General features: G+C 52.8%; 15 protein-coding genes and 1 pseudogene. 14 read left to right on the forward strand and 2 right to left on the reverse strand.

The features are described from left to right. Positions 1-32: 32 nt before the first annotated feature. The 3 genes from NSS83_RS00995 (at position 33) to NSS83_RS01005 (ending at position 5,030) form a co-directional block, all read left to right on the forward strand. Positions 33-920, forward strand: a complete 888-nt coding sequence (locus NSS83_RS00995) for an Rpn family recombination-promoting nuclease/putative transposase (RefSeq protein ID WP_341348697.1) — start codon at positions 33-35, stop codon at positions 918-920. Between the two features lie 191 nt (positions 921-1,111). Then, the gene (locus NSS83_RS01000) at positions 1,112-2,701 is read left to right on the forward strand and encodes an ABC transporter substrate-binding protein (RefSeq protein ID WP_341186171.1); all 1,590 of its coding nucleotides are present in this window, start codon (positions 1,112-1,114) and stop codon (positions 2,699-2,701) included. Between the two features lie 205 nt (positions 2,702-2,906). Then, positions 2,907-5,030, forward strand: a complete 2,124-nt coding sequence (locus tag NSS83_RS01005) for a serine hydrolase domain-containing protein (protein ID WP_341347501.1) — start codon at positions 2,907-2,909, stop codon at positions 5,028-5,030. Positions 5,031-5,211: 181 nt separating this feature from the next. On the opposite strand, the gene NSS83_RS01010 is transcribed toward NSS83_RS01005, so the two are convergent. Further along, entirely contained in the window at positions 5,212-6,564 is a 1,353-nt protein-coding gene (locus tag NSS83_RS01010) for an FAD-binding oxidoreductase (protein ID WP_341347502.1), read from the reverse strand. Between the two features lie 727 nt (positions 6,565-7,291). Between NSS83_RS01010 and NSS83_RS01015 the strand changes: the two are divergent. Beyond that, a pseudogene (locus NSS83_RS01015) lies at positions 7,292-8,731 on the forward strand (AraC family transcriptional regulator). 137 nt (positions 8,732-8,868) lie between these two features. Then, positions 8,869-9,852: a diaminopimelate dehydrogenase gene (locus NSS83_RS01020; RefSeq protein WP_341347503.1), complete on the forward strand. Its 984-nt coding sequence runs from the start codon at positions 8,869-8,871 to the stop codon at positions 9,850-9,852. Positions 9,853-10,421: 569 nt separating this feature from the next. Here the strand turns inward: NSS83_RS01020 and gdhA are convergent. Continuing rightward, positions 10,422-11,798, reverse strand: a complete 1,377-nt coding sequence (gene gdhA, locus NSS83_RS01025) for an NADP-specific glutamate dehydrogenase (RefSeq protein ID WP_341348698.1) — start codon at positions 11,796-11,798, stop codon at positions 10,422-10,424. Between the two features lie 274 nt (positions 11,799-12,072). Between gdhA and NSS83_RS01030 the strand changes: the two genes are divergently transcribed. The 9 genes from NSS83_RS01030 to mnhG all read left to right on the forward strand — a co-directional run bounded on the left by NSS83_RS01030 (position 12,073) and on the right by mnhG (position 20,247). Further along, positions 12,073-12,735 (forward strand): DUF2625 family protein, encoded by a 663-nt coding sequence (locus NSS83_RS01030; protein ID WP_341186166.1) that lies wholly within the window; start codon positions 12,073-12,075, stop codon positions 12,733-12,735. After that, positions 12,732-13,580: a metallophosphoesterase gene (locus NSS83_RS01035; protein WP_341347504.1), complete on the forward strand. Its 849-nt coding sequence runs from the start codon at positions 12,732-12,734 to the stop codon at positions 13,578-13,580. The genes NSS83_RS01030 and NSS83_RS01035 overlap by 4 nt, the downstream gene beginning before the upstream one ends. A 162-nt stretch (positions 13,581-13,742) precedes the next feature. Continuing rightward, entirely contained in the window at positions 13,743-14,351 is a 609-nt protein-coding gene (locus tag NSS83_RS01040) for a universal stress protein (protein ID WP_341186164.1), read from the forward strand. Positions 14,352-14,418: 67 nt separating this feature from the next. Continuing rightward, positions 14,419-17,283, forward strand: a complete 2,865-nt coding sequence (locus NSS83_RS01045) for a Na+/H+ antiporter subunit A (protein ID WP_341186163.1) — start codon at positions 14,419-14,421, stop codon at positions 17,281-17,283. Then, entirely contained in the window at positions 17,283-17,618 is a 336-nt protein-coding gene (locus tag NSS83_RS01050) for a Na(+)/H(+) antiporter subunit C (protein ID WP_341186162.1), read from the forward strand. The genes NSS83_RS01045 and NSS83_RS01050 overlap by 1 nt, the downstream gene beginning before the upstream one ends. Next, positions 17,615-19,096 (forward strand): Na+/H+ antiporter subunit D, encoded by a 1,482-nt coding sequence (locus NSS83_RS01055; RefSeq protein WP_341186161.1) that lies wholly within the window; start codon positions 17,615-17,617, stop codon positions 19,094-19,096. The genes NSS83_RS01050 and NSS83_RS01055 overlap by 4 nt, the downstream gene beginning before the upstream one ends. A 2-nt stretch (positions 19,097-19,098) precedes the next feature. Continuing rightward, positions 19,099-19,578 carry a Na+/H+ antiporter subunit E gene (locus tag NSS83_RS01060; protein WP_036694319.1) on the forward strand — a complete coding sequence of 160 codons (480 nt, stop codon included), beginning with the start codon at positions 19,099-19,101 and terminating at the stop codon, positions 19,576-19,578. Beyond that, a complete protein-coding gene (locus NSS83_RS01065) occupies positions 19,575-19,868 on the forward strand; it encodes a Na(+)/H(+) antiporter subunit F1 (protein ID WP_036694318.1) in 294 nt (97 codons plus the stop codon). Before NSS83_RS01060 ends, NSS83_RS01065 begins: the two co-directional genes overlap by 4 nt. Beyond that, positions 19,843-20,247: a monovalent cation/H(+) antiporter subunit G gene (mnhG, locus tag NSS83_RS01070; RefSeq protein WP_051493387.1), complete on the forward strand. Its 405-nt coding sequence runs from the start codon at positions 19,843-19,845 to the stop codon at positions 20,245-20,247. Before NSS83_RS01065 ends, mnhG begins: the two co-directional genes overlap by 26 nt. Positions 20,248-20,300: the final 53 nt, after the last annotated feature.

The raw sequence follows: 20,300 nt of genomic DNA on the forward strand, positions 1-20,300 counted from the left end.
ATACTTGAACCCAGGAGGCGATAGAGATTTCTATACCGCATGATGAGGCATTTAAAAAGCTGCTGGAAACATTTTATCAGGAATTCATTGAGCTGTTCTTTCCTGAACTGGGTGCTATGCTGGACTATAGTGAGACCCGGTTTCTGATGCAGGAATTGCTGGTGGATATTGTCGGCGAGGAGGCGCGGGAGCTGGATCTGCTGCTGGAGACCCGCTACAAAGGGCTGGACGGTTATATTCTCATTCACCTGGAGCCGCAATCGTACAGGGATAACGAATTCCGTGAACGAATGTTTATTTACTACAGCCGTTTATTCGAGCGTTACCGCAAAGACCACAAGCTGATCATCCCTATTGCGATTTTTACGTCAGATGAGGTCAGGGAGGAGCAGGATACGCTGGAGATATCCATTCCCGATCATTCCATTCTGCGCTTCCAGTTTCTTAAGGTGGAGCTGCGCAAGCAGAACTGGCGGCGGTTCATCGATTCGGATAATGCGGTGGCTGCTGCGTTATTGGCGAAGATGGGGTATACTACAAGAGAAGCGAGAGAAGTAAGGCGGGAATTCCTGCGCATGTTCATGAAGTTGAGAGCGCGGCTAGATCAGGGTCGGTTGGCGCTGATTATGTCCGTAGCAGATCTGTACTTCAAGTCGGACCGGGCACAGGATGAGGAAATTCTAAGAGAATTAATCGATGACTACCCGGAGGAGGGAGAAGTAATTATGGAACTCATGCCAGCTTGGAAGCGTTGGGGCTATGAAGAGGGTATTGCGGAAGGTATGGAGAAAGGTATTGAGAAAGGCAAAGAAGAAGGCCAGGCGGAGACGATTCGTAAGCTGTTGCTCCACGGTTTTTCTCCTGAAGCGGTATCCAAGGCCGTTGAATTGCCACTGGAAGAGATTAAGAAGCTGATGTGAATACAGATCCGGGCAGATGTTGCCCGGGTCTTTTTATGATAGGCTCTTTTACAGGAATATTATGTTATCCCGTCCTGAAAGTCGTTGCAAAAGTATGTATAATCGTTGAATGCCTATATTAGCGGGGCGCAGATTTTTTATTATACTGTTCTTGTAAGCGATTACACACATATAGCTGGGGGGAAATTCTAGTGAATAAGAAAAAAGCAATGACACTGATGTCCAGTATCCTGATGATCTCTCTGCTTAGCGCTTGCGGAGGCGGTAACGGGAATGCCGGCGGAAACGCAGCGGAGCCGAAGGCCTCAGCCGCAGCAACGGAAGCTACAGGAACAAACGCCCAGCCAGCCAAGGATGCCGGTGCAGTGGATACATCCCAGCCTGTTACCCTGAAGATGATCTTCGTAGGTCCGAAGCCGGTTGATTACGATCAGGTATTCGGGGAGATCAATAAGAAGCTCAAGGAGAAAATAAACGCAACACTCGAAGCCGAATTCCTGGACTGGTCCGACTGGGCGCAGAAATATCCGCTGAAGCTGGCGGCTAACGAGGACTTCGATCTGATCTATGCCGCCAACTGGGCAGGCTATAACGACCAGGCACTCAAAGGCGGGTTCCTGGAGCTGACGAACGAGATGCTGGAGAAATATGCACCGATGACCTGGAAGGCGATGCCTGAAATAGCCTGGGGTCAGGCGAAGGTGAACGGCAAGCTGTATATGGTGCCTCAGAACCGCGGTGAAACCGTAGAGAAGCTGATTCTGTACCGCGAAGACTTGCGAAAAAAATATAATCTGCCGGAGATCAACAGCCCGGAGGCATACGCCAACTATCTCAAGACTATATCCGGTAAAGAGAAGGGAATGACCCCATTCGTACCGGAAACCGGAGACTGGAAGCTGCATAATCTGGACCGGATCCTGCTCAAGCAGCAGAATGAATGGAATCTGTTCGACCTCGATCTGCCGATGGGCTTCAAGCTGGATGATCCGGCCGGTAAAGTATTCAACTTATATGAGACTCCTGAATTCAAGGAGCTTGTCTACTATTATAAAGATCTGGCCGAGAATAACGCCTGGTCAAAGAGCGCACTGAACAGCAAGCTGGATCATCAGCAGGAATTCAAGGCAGGCAAGGCTGCCTCCATCACCCACAATTTGGGTACGCTGGGCGCTTTGATGACCGATATGCGGGAGAAGAACTCCCCGTATGAGCTGGCTCTGGCCGATATTAACCCGGATAAGAAAAAATCCGTTGCCGTCTCTACGCAGAATGGCGTAGCCATTCACTCCACCTCCAAGCAGCCGGAACGTGCACTGATGATGATCGATCTGCTCCAGAACGACAAAGAGCTGCATGATCTGATGATGAACGGCATCACGGCGGTACATTATAATCCGGTCGGTGAAGATAAATTCACGAACGCCGAGAAGAATGCCAACTACACCGGCTTCTCCAACTGGGGCTTCAACTCCCCGCTGAACCGGGATAATGCTTCCTTCCCGGACGAAGCGAACGCCCTGACTGACAAATGGGAGAAAGAGGTCTATCACTATCCGCTGGAGACCTTCGTCTTCGATAACAGCAAGGTGAAGACAGAAGTGGCCAACGTAGGCAATGTGATGCTGCAATACGGCATTCCGCTGGAATACGGAACGGTGAAGGATGTAGATGCGGGTCTGGCTAAGCTCCAACAGCAGGTAAAGGCAGCTGGTATCGATACCATCATCGCAGAGGTGCAGCGCCAGATTGATGAATTCCTGGCGAACTCAGCCCAGTAAGCCAGGGCAACTCCGTTACACCCTATATGTACAATATGGCAGCGGTTCTCCCTTTATGGGCGAACCGCTGTTTCATGTTTTTTAGGCCTGTTCATCTTCTGTTCATCTTGCCGTCACTCTGGGGACATTTTGGCAGGCTATGCTGTCTGTAGCGCCGAATCAGGCGGCTTGTACCATTAAGATCAAGATAGGAGTAGATGCAGCAATGAAGCTAAGAGAGAGAAGAACCACGAAGACAAGCATACGCACAGCAAGCGCAAAATATTCTTTGGCAGCAGCAGCGCTCGTACTGACTATGCTTGCTCCCATGTCCGCTATGGCTGCACCAGCCGCCGGGGCGCTTGGGCCTGCCCAATACACTGCAGTCCAGAAGCTCGCGGAGGATAAGGCCGCACTGCTGACCGAAACTTACGGTATCCCAAGTGTGCAGTATGCGCTAATTGATCATGGTAAGATTGTAGTCTCTGGCCAGAGCGGCAAAAACGATCTGAACGGCAAGCGTCCCCTTACATCCAATACCATATATGGGGTAGGCTCAACGAGTAAAATGATGCTGACCGCCGCTGTGATGAAGCTTGTAGATGAAGGGAAAGTAGATCTGGATGCTCCCGTAGTGAACTACATTCCCGAATTCAAGATGAAGGACAGCTGGTACACGCAGATTACCCCGCGTATGCTGCTCAATCATTCTTCCGGCCTGCTCGGCAAACCGGGTCCGAATGTGGCGCTCTATAACGATAATGATTCGTACGCACACGATCATTTGCTGGAACAACTGGCCACTCAGAACCTGAAGGCAGATCCGGGAGCCTTCTCCGTCTACTGCAACGACGGCTTCACCTTGGCTGAGATCCTGGTCGAACGGGTCAGCGGCATGAGCTTCACAACATTTTTGCACAAGAACATCACTAAGCCTCTGGAGATGAACCATACCAGAACCCCGCGTGACCCTATGGATCTGAAGGCAATGGCCGGTATCTATTCTCCGACTTATGAGAGGCAGCTTCCCCAGGAGAATTACGCGGTTATCGGTTCGGGCGGAATCTTCTCTACAGCGGAGGATCTGGTGCGATTCTCGCAGATTTTCACGGCTCAGAACAAGGGCATTCTCTCGAAGAATTCCTTAACCGCCATGGCCCAGCCAGAGTATAAAAAAGGCATGTGGCCTCCGGCAAGCGACGGCTCCTTAGCTTATGGATTAGGATGGGACAGCGTAGAACTGTTTCCCTTCAACCAATACGGAATCCAGGCGCTGGTCAAAGGCGGAGACACTATGTCCTATCACTCCTCGCTAGTGGTGCTCCCAGAATTGAACCTGGCTGCGGCTGTGATCTCTTCAGACGGTTCAAGCTTGATCGATCAAATGATGGCAAGTGAACTGCTCCTCCGTGTGCTTCAGGACAAACAAATCATTAAGCAGTTGAAGCCGGAACAATCCTTCGGGACTCCAGTACCCGCCGTTATGCCCAAGGAAGTCTCGCAATATGCCGGTCTCTATGGCAACTCTGCGTTGTTAAAGGCAGAGATCACTCCGGCAGGGGAACTGTCTGTAGCAGCGAGCGGCGTGCCGGACAGTGCTGTGCAGAAGTATACGTACACAGCCGACGGCTCTTTTGTAAATAAAGAAGGAACGGAAAAAATAAAATTCGTGGTGGAGAAAAATGGGCGTACCTATATGTGGTCCCGTTCTTATATAAGTGTACCGGAGCTTGGACAGGCGGCGACCTCTGAATACACTGCTGAGAAGCTTGATCCCAATCCCTTATCTGCAGAGGTTGCAGACGCATGGGAGAAGCGGGACAATACCCGATATTATTCGATATCCGAGAAGTATTCATCGATGCTCTATCAATACGGGCTGCCGGTTGTACCAGTCAGCTTGGACAAAAATACACCGGGATATATTAACGGCCATAAGATTCTGAGCGCAAATCAGGTATTAAATGAACAGCAGATTCCCGGGATGGCAGGCCGTGACAATATGCAGATCGATTTCTATACAGATAATGGAATAGAGTATATGGCGGTAGCAGGCAGCCTGTACATTAGTGAACAAGCGGTCACAGACCTCTATGCAGGCGCGAAGTCATCCGCAACGGTCTCAGCAAGCGGCTATGCCAAGTGGTACAGTGTGCCGAAGTCAGCCCAAGGGAAGCTTATGACCGTAAAGTTACCTGCGAACAGCTCTTTTGCGGTATATGATCAAGCCGGAATCTGTGTGAACCACACCGTGGTTAGCGGGAAGAATCAGGTCCTGCTGCCAGAGCAGGGTAAGATTGTATTTGCAGGCGGGGCGGGTGCGAAGTTCCAGATTACACTTAAGAAGTAAATGGAGATACCAGGGTAGCGGTATATTTAGAATCAACAAGCAGGCGGGGGCGGCAACCCCCTCCTGCTTGTTTGTGCAAATATAAGAATTTATATGTTTTACACGATAACTTATCCTTCTATTTCTCGCTGAAACGGTACCGTCCTTTAAAAGGACGGCAAATCCGTTTCCACTTGGTAAATCAGCTTGTGGTGCGGGCTGGCGGGATGCTCTGCGGATTGTTGAACACATTGCCTGGATCATATTTCGCCTTGACTCTGCGTAATCTGGCATAATTCGTTCCATAATAGACCGGTCCGGAATGCTTGATGCCCTGGTCAGGCACATTGATATAGCTTCCCACGATGAACGGCTGAAGCTTGCGGCGGGTGTTGCGGACGTAGAATATGTTTTTGGCGGCATCTGCTTTCTTGATCCAGGAGCTGTTCCACTCCACATAGAACTTAGCCTTGCGCCAGTAGAAGGCGGTGGCTTTAGGAGATTTACGGCTTACGGCCCCACCCCAGTTGAGGAAAAAGAACCCGGCGTCTTTCCCCTCCACCTTCTCCAGGAACTCACGCATCGGCTTGAATGCCTGCTGCGGGAACGGTTTTCGTCCGAAGCCGCTGGAGAACTGGTTGCTGAACCGCTGGGTCTGTACCGGATCGGGAGCAAGCAAGAAGCTGACTACCTGCGGATAAGGCAGAGAACGAATCGTTTGGATCGTAGGCGTTCCTACGCTTGTAATGGGCTTCAAGAGGCGGATCGCCTCGGCCTTAGATCCCAGAAAAAGTCCCAGCATGCTGACATTTCCGCCTTTTTTGGGACCGATGGATAATTCGCTGCCCAGTCTCGTATTCACTGCGGGAGCCCAGCGCTGCCAGGTCTTCAGCACCTTCTCGAACTGGCTCCAGGGCCAGGTGATGCGGAATACGGTCGCTGTGGCCGGAGCCGGGCGTACTTTGAATTTGTAACGGGTGCATACGCCGAAATTCCCTCCGCCGCCTCCGCGGGAAGCCCAGAGAAGATCGGCATTATTCTTTTTATTTGCGATAATAATCCTGCCTTTGGCATCGACCATTTCGAGCTCCACAAGATTATCGCTGACCAGCCCCAGGGTACGCTGAAGCGGGCCAATCCCGCCGCCCAGGGTAATGCCGCCGATCCCAACGGTCGGACTATCCCCGAAAGGCGCCATATACCCCTTCCGGGCAAGTGTATGGGCGATTCTCCCTACCGTATTTCCGGCTCCGACCACGGCTGTTCCCGCTTTTGAGTTGAGCTTAATGCTTTTCATTTCACTGACATCAATGACGATGCCGCCGTTCACCTGGGACAGATTGACCTCCAGCGCATGTCTGCCGCCTCTGGGCCGGATGGGAATCCGGTGCTCGTTGGCATATTTGATGGCATTGGCTACATCCTGCGTCTTCTTCGCGAAGACAAATACCTTCGGGAAGCGGTCGGTATGCGGGTCCCAATTTTTGCGTGCGGTCTCATAACCCGGGTCACCTTTAAAGATTACGCGTCCGGTAAGCTTCGTTCCTGAGTTCACTGGTTTCCAGCTCCTTTTGAGCTAATATTGGCATACATGGAAATGACTTTGACTAGGTTATCGTATGCAGGGCGTTAGTCTATGGCGTGGGCTATAATATGGGGTGTTAATGAGAATGGTTATCAATTATAATGTGATTAACCGGCAAAGAATACAACGAAATAAAGATAAGCGGGGAATAGAGATGAAGCTGAACGAACATATACAGTGGTGGAACCATGCATCGGTCAGGATTATGGATATCCGCAGAGGGAGACTCCCGGCAGGCTCGGCACTTCCGTATTACCAATTGCCTGCGAGTGCATTCCTGTATGCAGCGCAGGGACAGGCACAAGTACAGCTGGATGAGCTACAGACTACCTTGAGACGTAATCAGCTCGTGCATGGCGGGCGGGGAGCGGTTCTTGCGGTGCACGCGGATGAGGCCTTCGAATACTTCCTGGTGCTGTACAAGGCAGTGCTGATGCTGCCTCAATCGGGCAGAGGGATAAAGCTGCTGGAGCAGGAGAATCCGGCCAGGCATCAATACAGCTTCAGTCCAACTTACGCGCATCCCCTGCTGGACCGGCTAGAACAGATGCACATAGAATGGTTAACCGCAGATCCGCTGCAGCATCTCTATGTAAGATCGCTGTTTCTTCAGCTTGTGCATGAGGTGCTGGCTCAGATGAAGCAGCAGGGTCTTGTTCCGGTTCAGCCGGACCTGCTGGCCCAGGCTCTGCGGTTCATGCGGGAGCATTACAGGGAGCAGATCACACTGGATACTCTGGCTGATCAATTTGATTGCAGCGTCAGCTACCTGAGCAAGCTGTTCAAGAGCCGGATGCAGGCAGGGCCTATCCGTGTACTTACACAGATCCGCATGGAGAGGGCAGCGCATGATCTGCTGCATAGCGGATATAGCGTGCAGGAGATCGCGGAACGCACAGGTTATCCCGATGCCCATACCTTCAGCCGGAATTTCAAGAAGTACTATGGTAGCCCGCCGGTACAATTCAGAATGAGAATGGATACCCAGCTGCTTGTGCAAGAATCGCCTGTTGTTGATCCGATAACTGCCCTTGTAGCTCATAATTCCAGGTGCTATAGTATCCAAAGTAGTGAGAACTATTATCATTTACGGCGAAAAGGGGGATTACCAGTAATGCGGGGAACGAAGACGGCATCTATGGCTACAGCGGTTTTATTATTGTGCGTAACCCTGCTGCTAAGCGCATGTTCGGGGGCTGGTGCAGGGACACCGGCGAATAATGGTGCGGCAGGAAATAAGGCGGCTCAATCCGTGAGTACGTCCAATCCGGGGAGTGAAGCGGCGGCTCCGGGCTCTACTACAGACAATACGGCTGCAGCAACGAAGGTGTATACTGACGGCAAGGGAGAGGTCACTATTCCAGTAAACCCGCAGCGGATTATTGATCTGACAGGCAGCGCAATCGGCAATCTGCTGGTGCTCGGTGTGAAGCCGGTCGCAGCTTCGGATGACTCCTTGCAGAATCCGTTCCATGCGGGTCAGCTGGATGATATCGTGAATATCGGGGCGGAGCCGAATGCTGAGGCTATTCTCAAGCTGGACCCGGATCTGATTCTGACTTTTGACTATATCGAAGAAGCCCAGTATGAGCAGCTTGTCCAGATCGCTCCGGTGGTCCGGCTGAAATACGGCGGGGGTACTCCGCAGGACCTGTTGCTCGAATTCGGCAAGATTACCGGCAAGGAAGCAGAGGCGCAGCAGTGGATTGACGGGTAGAACGTTAGAATCGCTGAAGTGAAGCCGAAGATTACTGAAGTTGTCGGGGACCAGACGGTATCGATTCTCCAGCCCTATGCGAAGGGCATCTATGCCTGGGGCAACAAGGGAGGAAGAGGCGGTGAGATTCTGTATGGGGACCTCGGCCTGAAGGCGCCGGAAATTATCCGGACCACGCTGATTGACGGGGAAGGCTTCGGAGGTGATCTGTCGCTGGAGCTGCTGCCGGAGTATGCGGGAGACTATATTTTCACCAGCAACTGGGGCTGGGATGACGGGGATGCGAATGTGGTCTACGGCAGCAAGGTATGGAAGTCACTCCCGGCTGTAAAGAATAATCGTGTCTATTTCATTGATGAGAAGGGTTCGTATTATAATGACCCGATCTCTCTGGAAGCACAGCTGAAATTCATTGTGTAGAGCTTTTTGGGAACGGGGCAATAATCTGGTCGGTGCGGCTGCGCAACTTGATGTTTACATTTCGTGTAATGTATATATACTTAACTTTTGAAGGATTCATATCTCCGGGTTAACCGGCAAGGGAGGATATTACAGACATGACATCAACCATTAGAGTAGGGATCGTCGGATACGGAAATTTGGGCAAAGGGGTACAGCAGGCCATTACGCAGAACGCCGATATGGAGCTGGTAGCCGTATTTACCCGCAGAGATCCGCAGCAGCTGGCAGACATCACAGGAACGCTTACCGAGCACATCTCAGCCGCTGAGCAGTACATAGGCAAGATTGATGTAATGATTCTGTGCGGCGGTTCAGCGACAGATCTGCCGGAGCAGACTCCGCAGCTGGCCCGGTTGTTCAATACGGTGGACAGCTTTGACACGCATGCCAAAATCCCCGATTTCTTTGCTGCGGTGGACAAGTCCGCCCGCGAAGGCGGCAGCGTAAGTGTGATCTCCACAGGCTGGGACCCTGGAATGTTCTCCATGAACCGGCTGCTGATGCAGTCCATCCTGCCGGTAGGCGAGGATTATACGTTCTGGGGTACGGGAGTCAGCCAAGGGCATTCGGATGCGATCCGCCGGGTTCCCGGTGTCAAGGCAGGCGTGCAATATACCGTACCGGTCCAGGAGGTTATTGACAGCATTCGCGGAGGAGAAACCCCGCAGCTGTCCACCCGCGAGAAGCACCGCCGGGAATGCTACATAGTGGCTGAAGCAGGAGCTGACCGTGATGCCATTACCCGGACGATTGTGGAGATGCCGAACTATTTCGCCGATTATGATACAACGGTCAACTTTGTGTCGGCAGAAGAGCTTGCCGAGAAGCATTCCGGCATGCCGCATGGCGGATTCGTAATCCGCAGCGGAGTGACTGGGGGCGGAAGTAAGCAGATTGCCGAATTCGGACTGAAGCTGGACAGCAACCCTGAATTCACAGCCAGCGTCCTGGCCGCCTATGCCCGCGCTGCTGTGCGCCTGAAGCAGGAAGGCCAGACAGGAGCCAAGACGGTATTCGACATTCCGCTCGGACACCTCTCTCCAAGATCTGCTGAGGAGCTGCGGCGCGAGCTGCTGTAGGCAACAATGAATGGAGCTGTCCCAAAGCCATGAAATGGCTGCTTGGGGCAGCTTTTTATTTTGGAGTAGACTCAACGTGAGCACTTGGGAGGACGCTCCGCTTGTCCACAATTGTTCTGCCCGCTCTGCTGTTTAAGCGGGAGACGACTCGTCCATCCTTAAAAAAGAAAACTATGGAGGGAGGGCATTTGTGTAAAGCTGTGTTGCCTTAAAAGGCTACGCTTTAGTTATACGCTGAATGAAAGAACCGGAAAGCGTGTTTACAACTGAAGTGCCGAAAGCTGTCTGGAGGGTTGAATGAGAGGGAGAAATCCCTTTGATAGGGCCAGAAGTTGGCTGGAGGGTTGAATGAGAGGGATAAATCCCTTTGGTGGGATCGCGTGTGGCTGTAGGTGAGTAATGAGGTGCATTAGTGCACCTGAATCCGCCGGAAGTCAGCTAAATGAGCGAATAAGGAGCATTAATGCACCTGAAAGTCCAGAACCCTGCCTTTTACACAAAAAAAGAGGTGTCCCCCAGCCAAATGGCTTAGGGACACCTCTTCTTGTATCAATTGAGTCTATAGCAGGTTACACGATACCCTGCGCCAGCATGGTATCGGCAACCTTCAGGAACCCGGCGATGTTGGCGCCGGCAACCAGGTTACCGGCGACGCCATAATCCTCAGCCGCCTGAACGGTGCTGCTGTAGATATTTTTCATAATGACTTGCAGCTTCTCGTCTACCTCTTCAAAGGTCCAGGACAGACGCATGCTGTTCTGGCTCATCTCAAGGCCCGAGACTGCTACGCCGCCTGCATTAGCAGCCTTGGCTGGAGCAAACAGCACCTGGTTCTCCAGGAACAGCTCCACCGCCTCGAGGGTGGTCGGCATATTGGCGCCTTCGCCAATGGCCTGAACCCCGTTCAGAATCAGCGTCCGGGCAGATTCCAAATCCAGCTCGTTCTGTGTGGCACACGGCAGGGCGATGTCGCAAGACAGGCTCCAGATTCCGCTACAGCCCTCAACATACTCGGCATGCGGGTGTTCCTTCACATATTCGCTGATGCGCAGGCGTTCTGTTTCCTTCAGTCTTTTGACGGTAGCCAGATTGATGCCCTGAGGATCATGAATGTAACCGTTCGAGTCACTGCAGGCAATGACGTGGGCGCCAAGCTGCTGAGCCTTCTCGATCGCATAGATGGAGACATTCCCGGAACCGGAGATGACCACCTTGCTGTCCTTGAAGCTTGCTCCGCGCGATGACAGCATCTCCTGCACGAAGTATACACAGCCATAGCCGGTAGCTTCCTTGCGCGCCAGACTGCCGCCGTAGAGCAGCCCTTTTCCGGTAAGAACCCCGGCAGCATGCCCGCCGTGAATCCGTTTGTATTGGCCGAACATATAACCGATCTCGCGCGCGCCTACACCGATATCTCCTGCAGGAACATCTGTATCCTGCCCAATGTGGCGGTACAATTCCGTCATGAAGCTCTGGGTGAAGCGCATAACCTCTTGATCCGATTTATCCTTGGGATCGAAGTCGCTGCCGCCCTTGCCGCCGCCCATGGGCAGGCCGGTCAGCGAGTTTTTGAAGATCTGCTCGAAGCCCAGGAACTTGATAATCCCGAGGTAGACAGAAGGATGGAAGCGCAGGCCTCCTTTGTAGGGACCGATGGCACTGTTGAATTGAATGCGGAAGCCGCGGTTAACCTGCGTATTACCGGCATCGTCCACCCAAGGGACACGGAAGGAGATGCTGCGCTCAGGCTCAACCAGCCGCTCGAGAATCCCGTGCTTCATATACTGCGGGTGGCGGCTCAGAACGGGGGTGATGCTCTCCAGGAATTCCTGGACAGCCTGGTGAAATTCCGGCTCATGCGGATCGCGCTTCTGGACCTCTGCATAGATCCGCTGCACGTACTGCACAGCCTCATTTGATACTTCTGACGTTAGTGTAGGAACGATGGACACTTTGGCAAGCACTCCCTGTCTGATTGTAATTCGGGCTATCCCGTATTAATTAGAATTTAAAAGAATTCTATAAAACCTGACATCAATTTGCCAATCAATTATTTTTGGCAGAGTCATTAAGAAATTCTATGAACCTTACATACTATGCAAGCTAAATGCGGCAGAATGTTAATAAACCTCTGGTCAATTCAGGATTGCAGTTCCCTTTAAATAGGGTATATATAAATATTGGAAACAGCATAAAGCATTGAGAGAGAGGCGGAAGCATATGCACTTATTATCTGTAGCAGAATTAGTAGATGTGGAGAATCATGCCTGGGAAGAGATCAGGGAGCTGCTGAGCCAAGGGCCGCGAACCTACCGGCTGGAGGCCGCAGAGCCGGAGGCAGCCGCGCTGACGCTCGTCCGTCTGCAGGTAAGTACGAGGTCTTATCTGGGAGCCATTGCCTATGAAGCCGGAGGTATTATCTTCGAGCATGGCTGGATTACCTTGCTTGGCGCTGGAGCAGAAGGGGTCTGCGGCAGTCTTGCTTCCTGGAACGGTCTGGGTGATGCAGAGGATACAGTCCCGCTGCCGGGTGTGCTGATTGTAGCATATGATGCGGCCGGAGGCTTCTTCGGCCTGGATACCGGGCGGTTCGGACAGAGCGGGCATATCTATTATTATGCCCCCGATGCGCTAGAATGGGAGACGACGGAATTAACCTATTCGGGCTTCATCGGCTGGCTGGCGGAAGGTGACCTGGATCTGTTCTATGAAACGTTCCGCTGGGAAGGATGGGAAGAGGAGACACAGAAGCTTGCGCCGGATCAGGTCTTCGGGTATTACCCGCCGCTCTGGACGGATAAGGGCAGCGGCTCGGCCAGCAGCAAAGCACCGGTCTCTATTCTAGAGGCATGGCGGGCAGCAAGAAGTGCAGGTGCTGAATGAAGCGGCGTAAGGCTGAACGCGGGCAGCTTAGAGTCTTACGGGTAGCGGAAGAACCGCTGGAGGTGGTCCCCTTTGTCAGTGCAGCGCCCGGCAGCCAGGGAATAATATATAGTGGGCTTCCGATATATCCGGGAGAAATGCAAGGACTGCCGGAAGAGTTGAAGGTGCTGATCGTCGCATCCGATCTTCAGGGAGTTGCCTTGTCTGACGATGGAGATTACGGCGATCTATTGGTGGGTGAGAAGCTTGCTGCCACACTGGAAGGTTTGCTTCTCCGCCATATGCCGGATGTCCGCCCGGATCAGGTGCTGGTCTGTTTATGCGGCGATCTATATGGAGACACTGCAGTAAGAGGTTCTAGCGGTGATCCGCTGCCGGTATGGCGGTCCTTCCGCCGCAGATTCGGTACGGTATTCGGCGTGAACGGCAACCACGATCTTCTGACTTCGGAAGGCGAAGCTGAGCTTGCCTCCACACCGGGAATACATCTGTTCACCGAACCGGCGGTCCTGCGCCATGAGAATATGCTTATCGCTGGACTTGGAGGCGTCACGGGAAGAGCAGGCCGGCCGAACCGCACGCCGGAGAAGGAGTATCTGGAGAGACTAGAGGGGCTGCTGCAACGCGGACCCGATCTGCTGCTGCTGCACCAGAGCCCTGACCTTCCTGGAGCAGGGCTACCGGGACATGCAGGCATCCGCGAGCGGCTGGAAGCCGGGCCGGAGGTACTGGTCTGCAGCGGGCATGTTCACTGGGACCAGCCGCTGGCGGAGCTGGACAACGGTGTCCAGCTTCTGAATACAGACGGAAGGGTGCTGGTATTCACAGCCGCAGGCCTGTGCTAAACGTGCGCTTGTCCGTAAACTTTACAAACAGCATCGGAATAGGTATAATTTAAGTATATTTCAGGGTTTGAAACAACAGAGAGGGGCCTAACGCCATTAGGCTCCTTTTGTATTTCCACCCATGTTAACAGGAGGGCGAAAGTCATTCACAAGGAAAAGATTATGGTATGTGTTCATTATGGGCCGCATGGGGAGCGTCTAATCCGGCGTGGTGTCGAGCTATCTGAGATGCTTGGGGCACCGCTCTATGTGCTTAATGTGGATAGTTCGGACAGCGATGAATATAATCATAGCAAAGAAATGTATATGGCTGTCTGGAAGCGTCTGGCGGAAGAAGCCGGGGCAGAATTTATGGTCCGCAAACGCCGGGGCCGCAAGACAACGGATGTTATTGTTGAAGCTGCAGAAGAGAAAGAGGTCACTCAGATCATTATTGGCCAATCCGCCCAGACCTTGTGGCAGGAGCTGACCAAACGCAACTTTGTCAATGAGCTGATCAGCAAGATGAATATGATGGATCTGCATGTCGTTGCAGTTCAGCGTATGCGCGCCGGTCTCGAAGAGACCCATGAAGAAGGCGTAATCTCTTATCTGGTGAAGAATGAGGGAGTATACCAGCTCAGCGATGAGCCGGAAGGCGACGATTACATCAAAGGCAAATTTTTTCATGAATTGCACACAGAATTTGAGAATGGCTTGTTCAAAATTGAGCAAGATGGTAAAGCGAGATATTTGCATATCTGTGAAGGAACGCTGACCGAGCCATTATAACCGGCTCTTGTTTTCAGGAAGTAAGTACCAGCGTTCACAACCCAAATTGTAGAATGAAAAAGGAGGCTTGCCTTTGCTGCATATAACCGTTCTTGTTCCGTTTCTCCTGGCCCTGATGATAGCGCTTCTGCGCGGGAGGATGCGAAAGCTCCATAGAGGATGGCTTGTATTAGCCGCACCGCTGGCGTTATTCATATATTTCTTGACCCGGATTCCAGTCATCAAGGGAGGGGAGCTCGGATACGAGACCCTGTCCTGGATTCCTTCCCTTGGGATTGATCTGGTCTTCCATCTCGATGGATTAAGCTTGCTGTTCGCCTTGTTAATTACGGGCATGGGTACTCTGGTCTTTATCTATTCCATATTTTATCTCGATAAACGCAAGGAAGAGCTGACGCCGTTCTATGTATATCTGCTGTTATTCATGGGGGCGATGCTTGGAGTTGTGCTGTCCGATAATCTTATGGTGTTATACGGATTCTGGGAGCTAACGAGTGTCTCGTCGTTCCTTCTGATCGCCTACTGGCACCGGAGACAGAAATCACGCTATGGCGCACAAAAGTCCATGCTGATTACCGTCTTCGGCGGTCTGGCGATGTTCGCAGGCTTCCTGATGCTGTATGTGATGACGGGTACGTTCAGTATCCGCGAGATCTGGAGCCAGGTGGGCGATATCAGCGGAGAGACGCTGTTCATTCCTGCGATGCTGCTTATTCTGCTGGGTGCCTTCACCAAATCGGCCCAGTTCCCCTTCCATATCTGGCTGCCTGATGCGATGGAAGCGCCGACTCCGGTCAGTGCGTATCTGCACTCGGCAACCATGGTCAAAGCCGGTTTATATCTGGTAGCACGTTTCAGCCCGGTGTTCGCGGGGCAACATGAGTGGTTTTGGATTGTGTCGGGTGTCGGCCTGATCACCTTGATCTATGGATCGATCCAGGCGATGAAGCAGACGGACCTGAAGGCTCTGTTAGCCTATTCTACAATCAGTCAGCTTGGACTGATTATGGGATTACTCGGTATGGGTTCAGCCGCGTCCTTCTACACAGGGGAAGAGGCTGTATTCTATACCGCCGCAACAACGGCAGCCCTATTTCATTTAATTAATCATGCCATATTCAAAGGTTCGCTCTTCATGGTGGTCGGAATTGTCGACCATGAGACGAATACCCGTGATCTGCGCAAGCTCGGCGGTCTGGTGTCTCTGATGCCGGTCACCTTCACGCTGGCGTTGATCGGCAGCTTCTCGATGGCGGGTCTTCCGCCGTTTGCCGGATTCCTGAGCAAGGAAATGTTCTTCACGGCTGTGCTGAATATCAGACAGCTGGATATCTTCAGCCCGGGGGCCTTCTTCACCCTCTTCCCGGTGCTGGCGTGGATTGCAAGCATATTTACCTTTGCATACAGCATGATTATGGTCTTCCAAACCTTCTTCGGCAAATATCAGCCGGAGAAGCTGGACAAAAAGCCGCATGAAGCGCCCTTCGGCCTTCTGCTTCCGCCAGTGATTCTGGCATTACTGGCCGTAGTCACCGGCTTCTTCCCCAATATACTGTCGAAGTCACTGATCGTGCCGGGGATGAATGCGATTCATCCGCAGATTGCCGCCAGCTCGCCTTTTTATGTGAATATCTATTTCTGGCACGGGTTCACCGCCGAGGTCTGGATGACGCTGGGTGTGATCCTTCTGGGGATTATCGTATACCGCGTATACGGCCGGTTCAGTCTGGTCGAGAAGGAATGGCGCACCGGACTAACGCTGACCCACGTGTATGACGGGAGTATCCGTCTCGTGGAGAGCGTATCCCGTGCAGTGACAGGCCTGTACATGACAGGTTCAATGCGTCATTATCTGATGTACATTTTCACCCTGATTATCGCCGTTGTCGGCGGCACGATGCTGTACTCGGAAGGCATTACGTTCGGCCAGGGGCAATATGCTCCGGTCACATTCTTTGAAGTTGTTGCGGTACTGGTCCTGCTGACAGGCGCGCTTGCCATTCCGTTTGCCAAGTCCAGAGTCTCAGCGATTCTGATGACGGGAATGGTCGGTTACATGGTGACGCTGCTGTTCATCCTGTTCCGTGCACCCGATCTGGCCCTCACCCAGATGATTGTCGAGGTGGTCTCCGTTACGCTGTTCCTGCTCTGCTTCCGGCATCTGCCGAAGCTGAAGCGGGAGAAGGTGAAGCTGCGGGTCAAGGTACCCAAGCTGATCATCGCCTTAGGCTTCGGGATCACGATGACGCTGGTGGCGCTGGCGGCGCTCGGCAGCAGTCCGTTCGAGTCTATCTCAACCTACTATGTGGAGAATAGTTACAAGCTTGGCGGCGGCAAGAACATCGTCAATGTCCTGCTGGTGGACTTCCGCGGCTTCGATACCATGTTCGAAATTACGGTGCTGGGGCTGGCATCGCTGGCCATCTACTCGATGATCAAGCTACAGCTGGAGCAGGATCATACGCCTGTTCTGACCAGAAGCAAACCGGAGTCCTTCACGCGCCGCTATACCCGCAGCAATGATGTATTGCTGCAATCGGTGGCAAAAGTAGCCTTCGTGATCATCATCACGTTCTCCCTGTACCTGTTCTTCGCCGGTCATAATCAGCCGGGCGGCGGCTTTATCGGAGCCTTGATGGCTGCTGCGGCGCTTGTACTGATTGCGATTGCCTTCGGCACGGAGTTTGTAGAGAAGGTACTGCCGGTCGATTACCGCAAGTTAATCGCAGTCGGGATTATGATCGCTTTTCTCACCGGAATCGGTTCCTTTGTCTTCGATGTTCCGTTCCTGACCCAAGCCTTCGGCTACTTCGAACTGCCGGTCATGGGCAAGACGGAGCTAACCACGGCGATGCTGTTCGATCTGGGAGTTTACCTCTCGGTGATCGGTGTCACGATGAATATTATCTTTACGGTCGGGAGGGATAACTAATGGAGATCCTTATTGCCCTGGCGATCGGTGTCTTGTTTACCGTAGGTGTCTATCTGGTCCTGTCCAAAAGTCTGCTCCGCATCCTGCTTGGGACCACGCTGCTGACTCATGGCGTTCATCTGCTGCTGTTGACGATGGCCGGCCTGAAGACGGGCGCTTCACCTCTGCTTGGTGAGAATGCGGACAGTTATGTCGATCCGCTGCCGCAGGCGCTTATCCTGACTTCCATTGTAATCAGCTTTGGGGTATCCGCGTTCTTCATCGTTCTGGCCTACCGGGCTTACCGCTCGGCGGGGACGGATGATGTGGAAGGAAGCAAGGGGGAGAGACCATGAACAACCTGCTGGTACTGCCTTTGCTGATTCCGGCCTTTACGGCGGTCATCCTGATTTTTCTGAAAGAGAAAGTGAAGCTGCAGCGTATCCTCAGTGCCATCAGTGTGCTGGTGAACATCGCAGTAGCGCTTATCATTGTGTACCAGGTCCGTACGGACGGGATTCAAACGCTGTATATGGGAGGATGGCTACCGCCTTACGGCATCGTCTTCGTAGCTGACATGTTCGCAGCGCTGCTCGTCTTGACGACTGCGGTGGTAGGGGCAGCTTGTCTGTTCTTCTCCTTCGCAAGCATCGGTGAGGAGCGGGAACGTTTCTACTATTATACGTTCTTCCATTTCCTGCTCACCGGCGTGTTCGGCTCGTTCCTGACGGGTGACCTGTTCAACCTGTTTGTCTGCTTCGAGGTGCTGCTGGTTGCTTCCTACGCCATGATTGTCTTGGGTGGAACCAAGGTACAGCTGCGCGAGACGCTCAAGTATATCCTTGTCAACGTAATTTCCTCCACCTTGTTCGTAGCGGCGATTGCCTATTTGTACGCTGCGACAGGCACGCTTAATATGGCTCATCTGGCCATCCGTGTGGGAGAGGCCGGGCAGGGCGGAGTGATGAATGTGATTGCCGTGCTTCTGCTGCTGGTGTTCTCGCTCAAAGCAGGTCTGCTGTTATTCTTCTGGCTGCCGGATTCGTACAGTGCTCCTCCGCAAGCGGTAAGGGCATTGTTCGGCGCACTGCTTACCAAGGTGGGGCTGTATGCCATCACCAGAACGTTCTCGCTGATTTTTGTACATGATATGGGCTTGACCCATTCGCTGATCGGCTGGATGGCAGGGGCCACTATGATTCTTGGAGCCATAGGGGCGCTCGCCTATAATGATCTAAGCCGGATCTTCAATTATAATATTGTCATCAGTGTCGGCTTCATCGCCTTCGGCATCTCCGTGGCTACCCAGGATTCGCTTAGCGGGGTTGTATTCTATCTGATGCACGATATGGTTGCCAAGGCGCTCCTGTTCTTCCTGGGCGGGCTGATTGTCGCGGCTTCGGGGACGGAGCAGCTCAGGCTGATGGGCGGTCTGATACGCCGGTATCCGTGGACGGGCTGGATGTTCTTCGTCCTGACGCTGGCGCTGGTCGGTGTTCCTCCGCTTAGCGGTTTTGCCGGGAAGGTCATGATGGTCCGCAGCGGCTTCGGAGAGCAGCACACTGTGCTTGCGCTCATCGCCTTGGCTTCCAGCTTCGTGGTTTTGTATTCGCTGATCAAAGTGTTCCAGCAGGTATTCTGGGGGGGCGAGAAGAGCGATGAAGAAATCCGCCCTCTCCGCTACAAAGCGATGATGGTACCGGCTGCTGTGCTGTTTGTTCTAGTCATCCTAATGGGTATTGGCGCTGAGCTGGTGAACGGCTATGTAATACATGCCGGCGCAGTCCTCGCTGATCCGGCAGCGTACATTAATGCTGTCATAAGGAGTCGATGAAGATGGCCTTTCAAATATTGTTGAATCTCATGATTGCCTTCCTGTGGATGTTCCTGAATAATGACTGGACGGCCTCCGGCTTCATCATCGGTTATGTGCTGGGGGTGGCCGTGCTGGTGGTCATGCGGCGATTCTTCGGCGGACGGCTGTATCTGGGTAAAATATGGGCGGTTCTGAAGCTGGTGGCCCTGCTGCTGCGGGAGCTGGTGGTATCCAGCTATGTAGTGGTGAAGGCGGTGCTTAGACCGAATCTCAATATCCGCCCAGCTATCCTGATGTACCATACAGAGCTGAAGTCGGACTGGGAGGTAGCCGTGCTGATCACAATGCTCTGCCTTACGCCGGGTTCCGTCGTGCTCGAGGTGTCCAAAGACAACCGGACCCTATACATTCATGCCATGGACATCCAGGATGTGGAGCAGTTCGATGCGAATATCCGTAATACCTTTGAACGCGCGATTCAGGAGGTGACACGTTCATGATTCAATCGATTCTTATGCTGGCGTTGTCAATTATGGTCATCTCCATCGCGATCTGTGCCTGGAGGCTGGTTAAGGGGCCATCGCTGCCTGACCGGGTTGCCGCACTCGATACCATCGGTATCAATCTGCTGGCGATGGTGGCAGTCCTCTCGGTTCTGTTCAAGACGCAAGCCTTTATAGAATATATTCTTCTGATTGGAATCCTCTCTTTTATCGGGACGATGGCCTTGGCCAGATATATCGAAAGGGGAGTGGTGTTTGAACATGGACATGATCAAGACGGTCATTGAGTATGTGTTTGTCCTGCTGATTCTGACCGGAGCCTTGCTTAGCGCAGTCAGCTCTGTAGGGCTGATCCGCTTGCCCGATGTCTACTTAAGATCACATGCCGCTGCCAAAAGTGCTACGCTTGGTGTGCTCTGTGTACTCAGCGGCGCCTTCCTGTATTTCGCCTTCTTCCTCGATTTCATCAGTGCGAAGCTGCTGCTCGGAATCGTGTTCGTATTCATGACTTCGCCGCTCTCCGCTCATCTGACAGGCCGCGCGGCCTACCGCTCCGGTGTTCCGCTCTGGAGCCGCCGCGTCCAGGATGATCTTAAGGCGGCGCTGGAAAAGGAGCAGGCAGAGGAAGAGGCAACGGAACGTGTGAAGACTGACGCATCACCATAAAAGAACAGGGATGTCCACAGCGCTTGAGCTGCTACGGACATCCCTGTTGTAAT

It is taken from the genome of Paenibacillus sp. FSL H3-0469 (assembly GCF_038051945.1).
Classification (GTDB): domain Bacteria; phylum Bacillota; class Bacilli; order Paenibacillales; family Paenibacillaceae; genus Paenibacillus_AQ.

Bases quoted from the DNA above. Each gene is read 5' to 3' on its own strand.
- NSS83_RS01005 (WP_341347501.1), top strand. From the start codon at position 2,907: ATGAAGCTAAGAGAGAGAAGAACCACGAAGACAAGCATACGCACAGCA.
- NSS83_RS01020 (WP_341347503.1), top strand. From the start codon at position 8,869: ATGACATCAACCATTAGAGTAGGGATCGTCGGATACGGAAATTTGGGC.
- NSS83_RS01030 (WP_341186166.1), top strand. From the start codon at position 12,073: ATGCACTTATTATCTGTAGCAGAATTAGTAGATGTGGAGAATCATGCC.
- NSS83_RS01035 (WP_341347504.1), top strand. From the start codon at position 12,732: ATGAAGCGGCGTAAGGCTGAACGCGGGCAGCTTAGAGTCTTACGGGTA.
- NSS83_RS01040 (WP_341186164.1), top strand. From the start codon at position 13,743: ATGGTATGTGTTCATTATGGGCCGCATGGGGAGCGTCTAATCCGGCGT.
- NSS83_RS01050 (WP_341186162.1), top strand. From the start codon at position 17,283: ATGGAGATCCTTATTGCCCTGGCGATCGGTGTCTTGTTTACCGTAGGT.
- NSS83_RS01055 (WP_341186161.1), top strand. From the start codon at position 17,615: ATGAACAACCTGCTGGTACTGCCTTTGCTGATTCCGGCCTTTACGGCG.
- NSS83_RS01060 (WP_036694319.1), top strand. From the start codon at position 19,099: ATGGCCTTTCAAATATTGTTGAATCTCATGATTGCCTTCCTGTGGATG.
- NSS83_RS01065 (WP_036694318.1), top strand. From the start codon at position 19,575: ATGATTCAATCGATTCTTATGCTGGCGTTGTCAATTATGGTCATCTCC.
- mnhG (WP_051493387.1), top strand. From the start codon at position 19,843: ATGGACATGATCAAGACGGTCATTGAGTATGTGTTTGTCCTGCTGATT.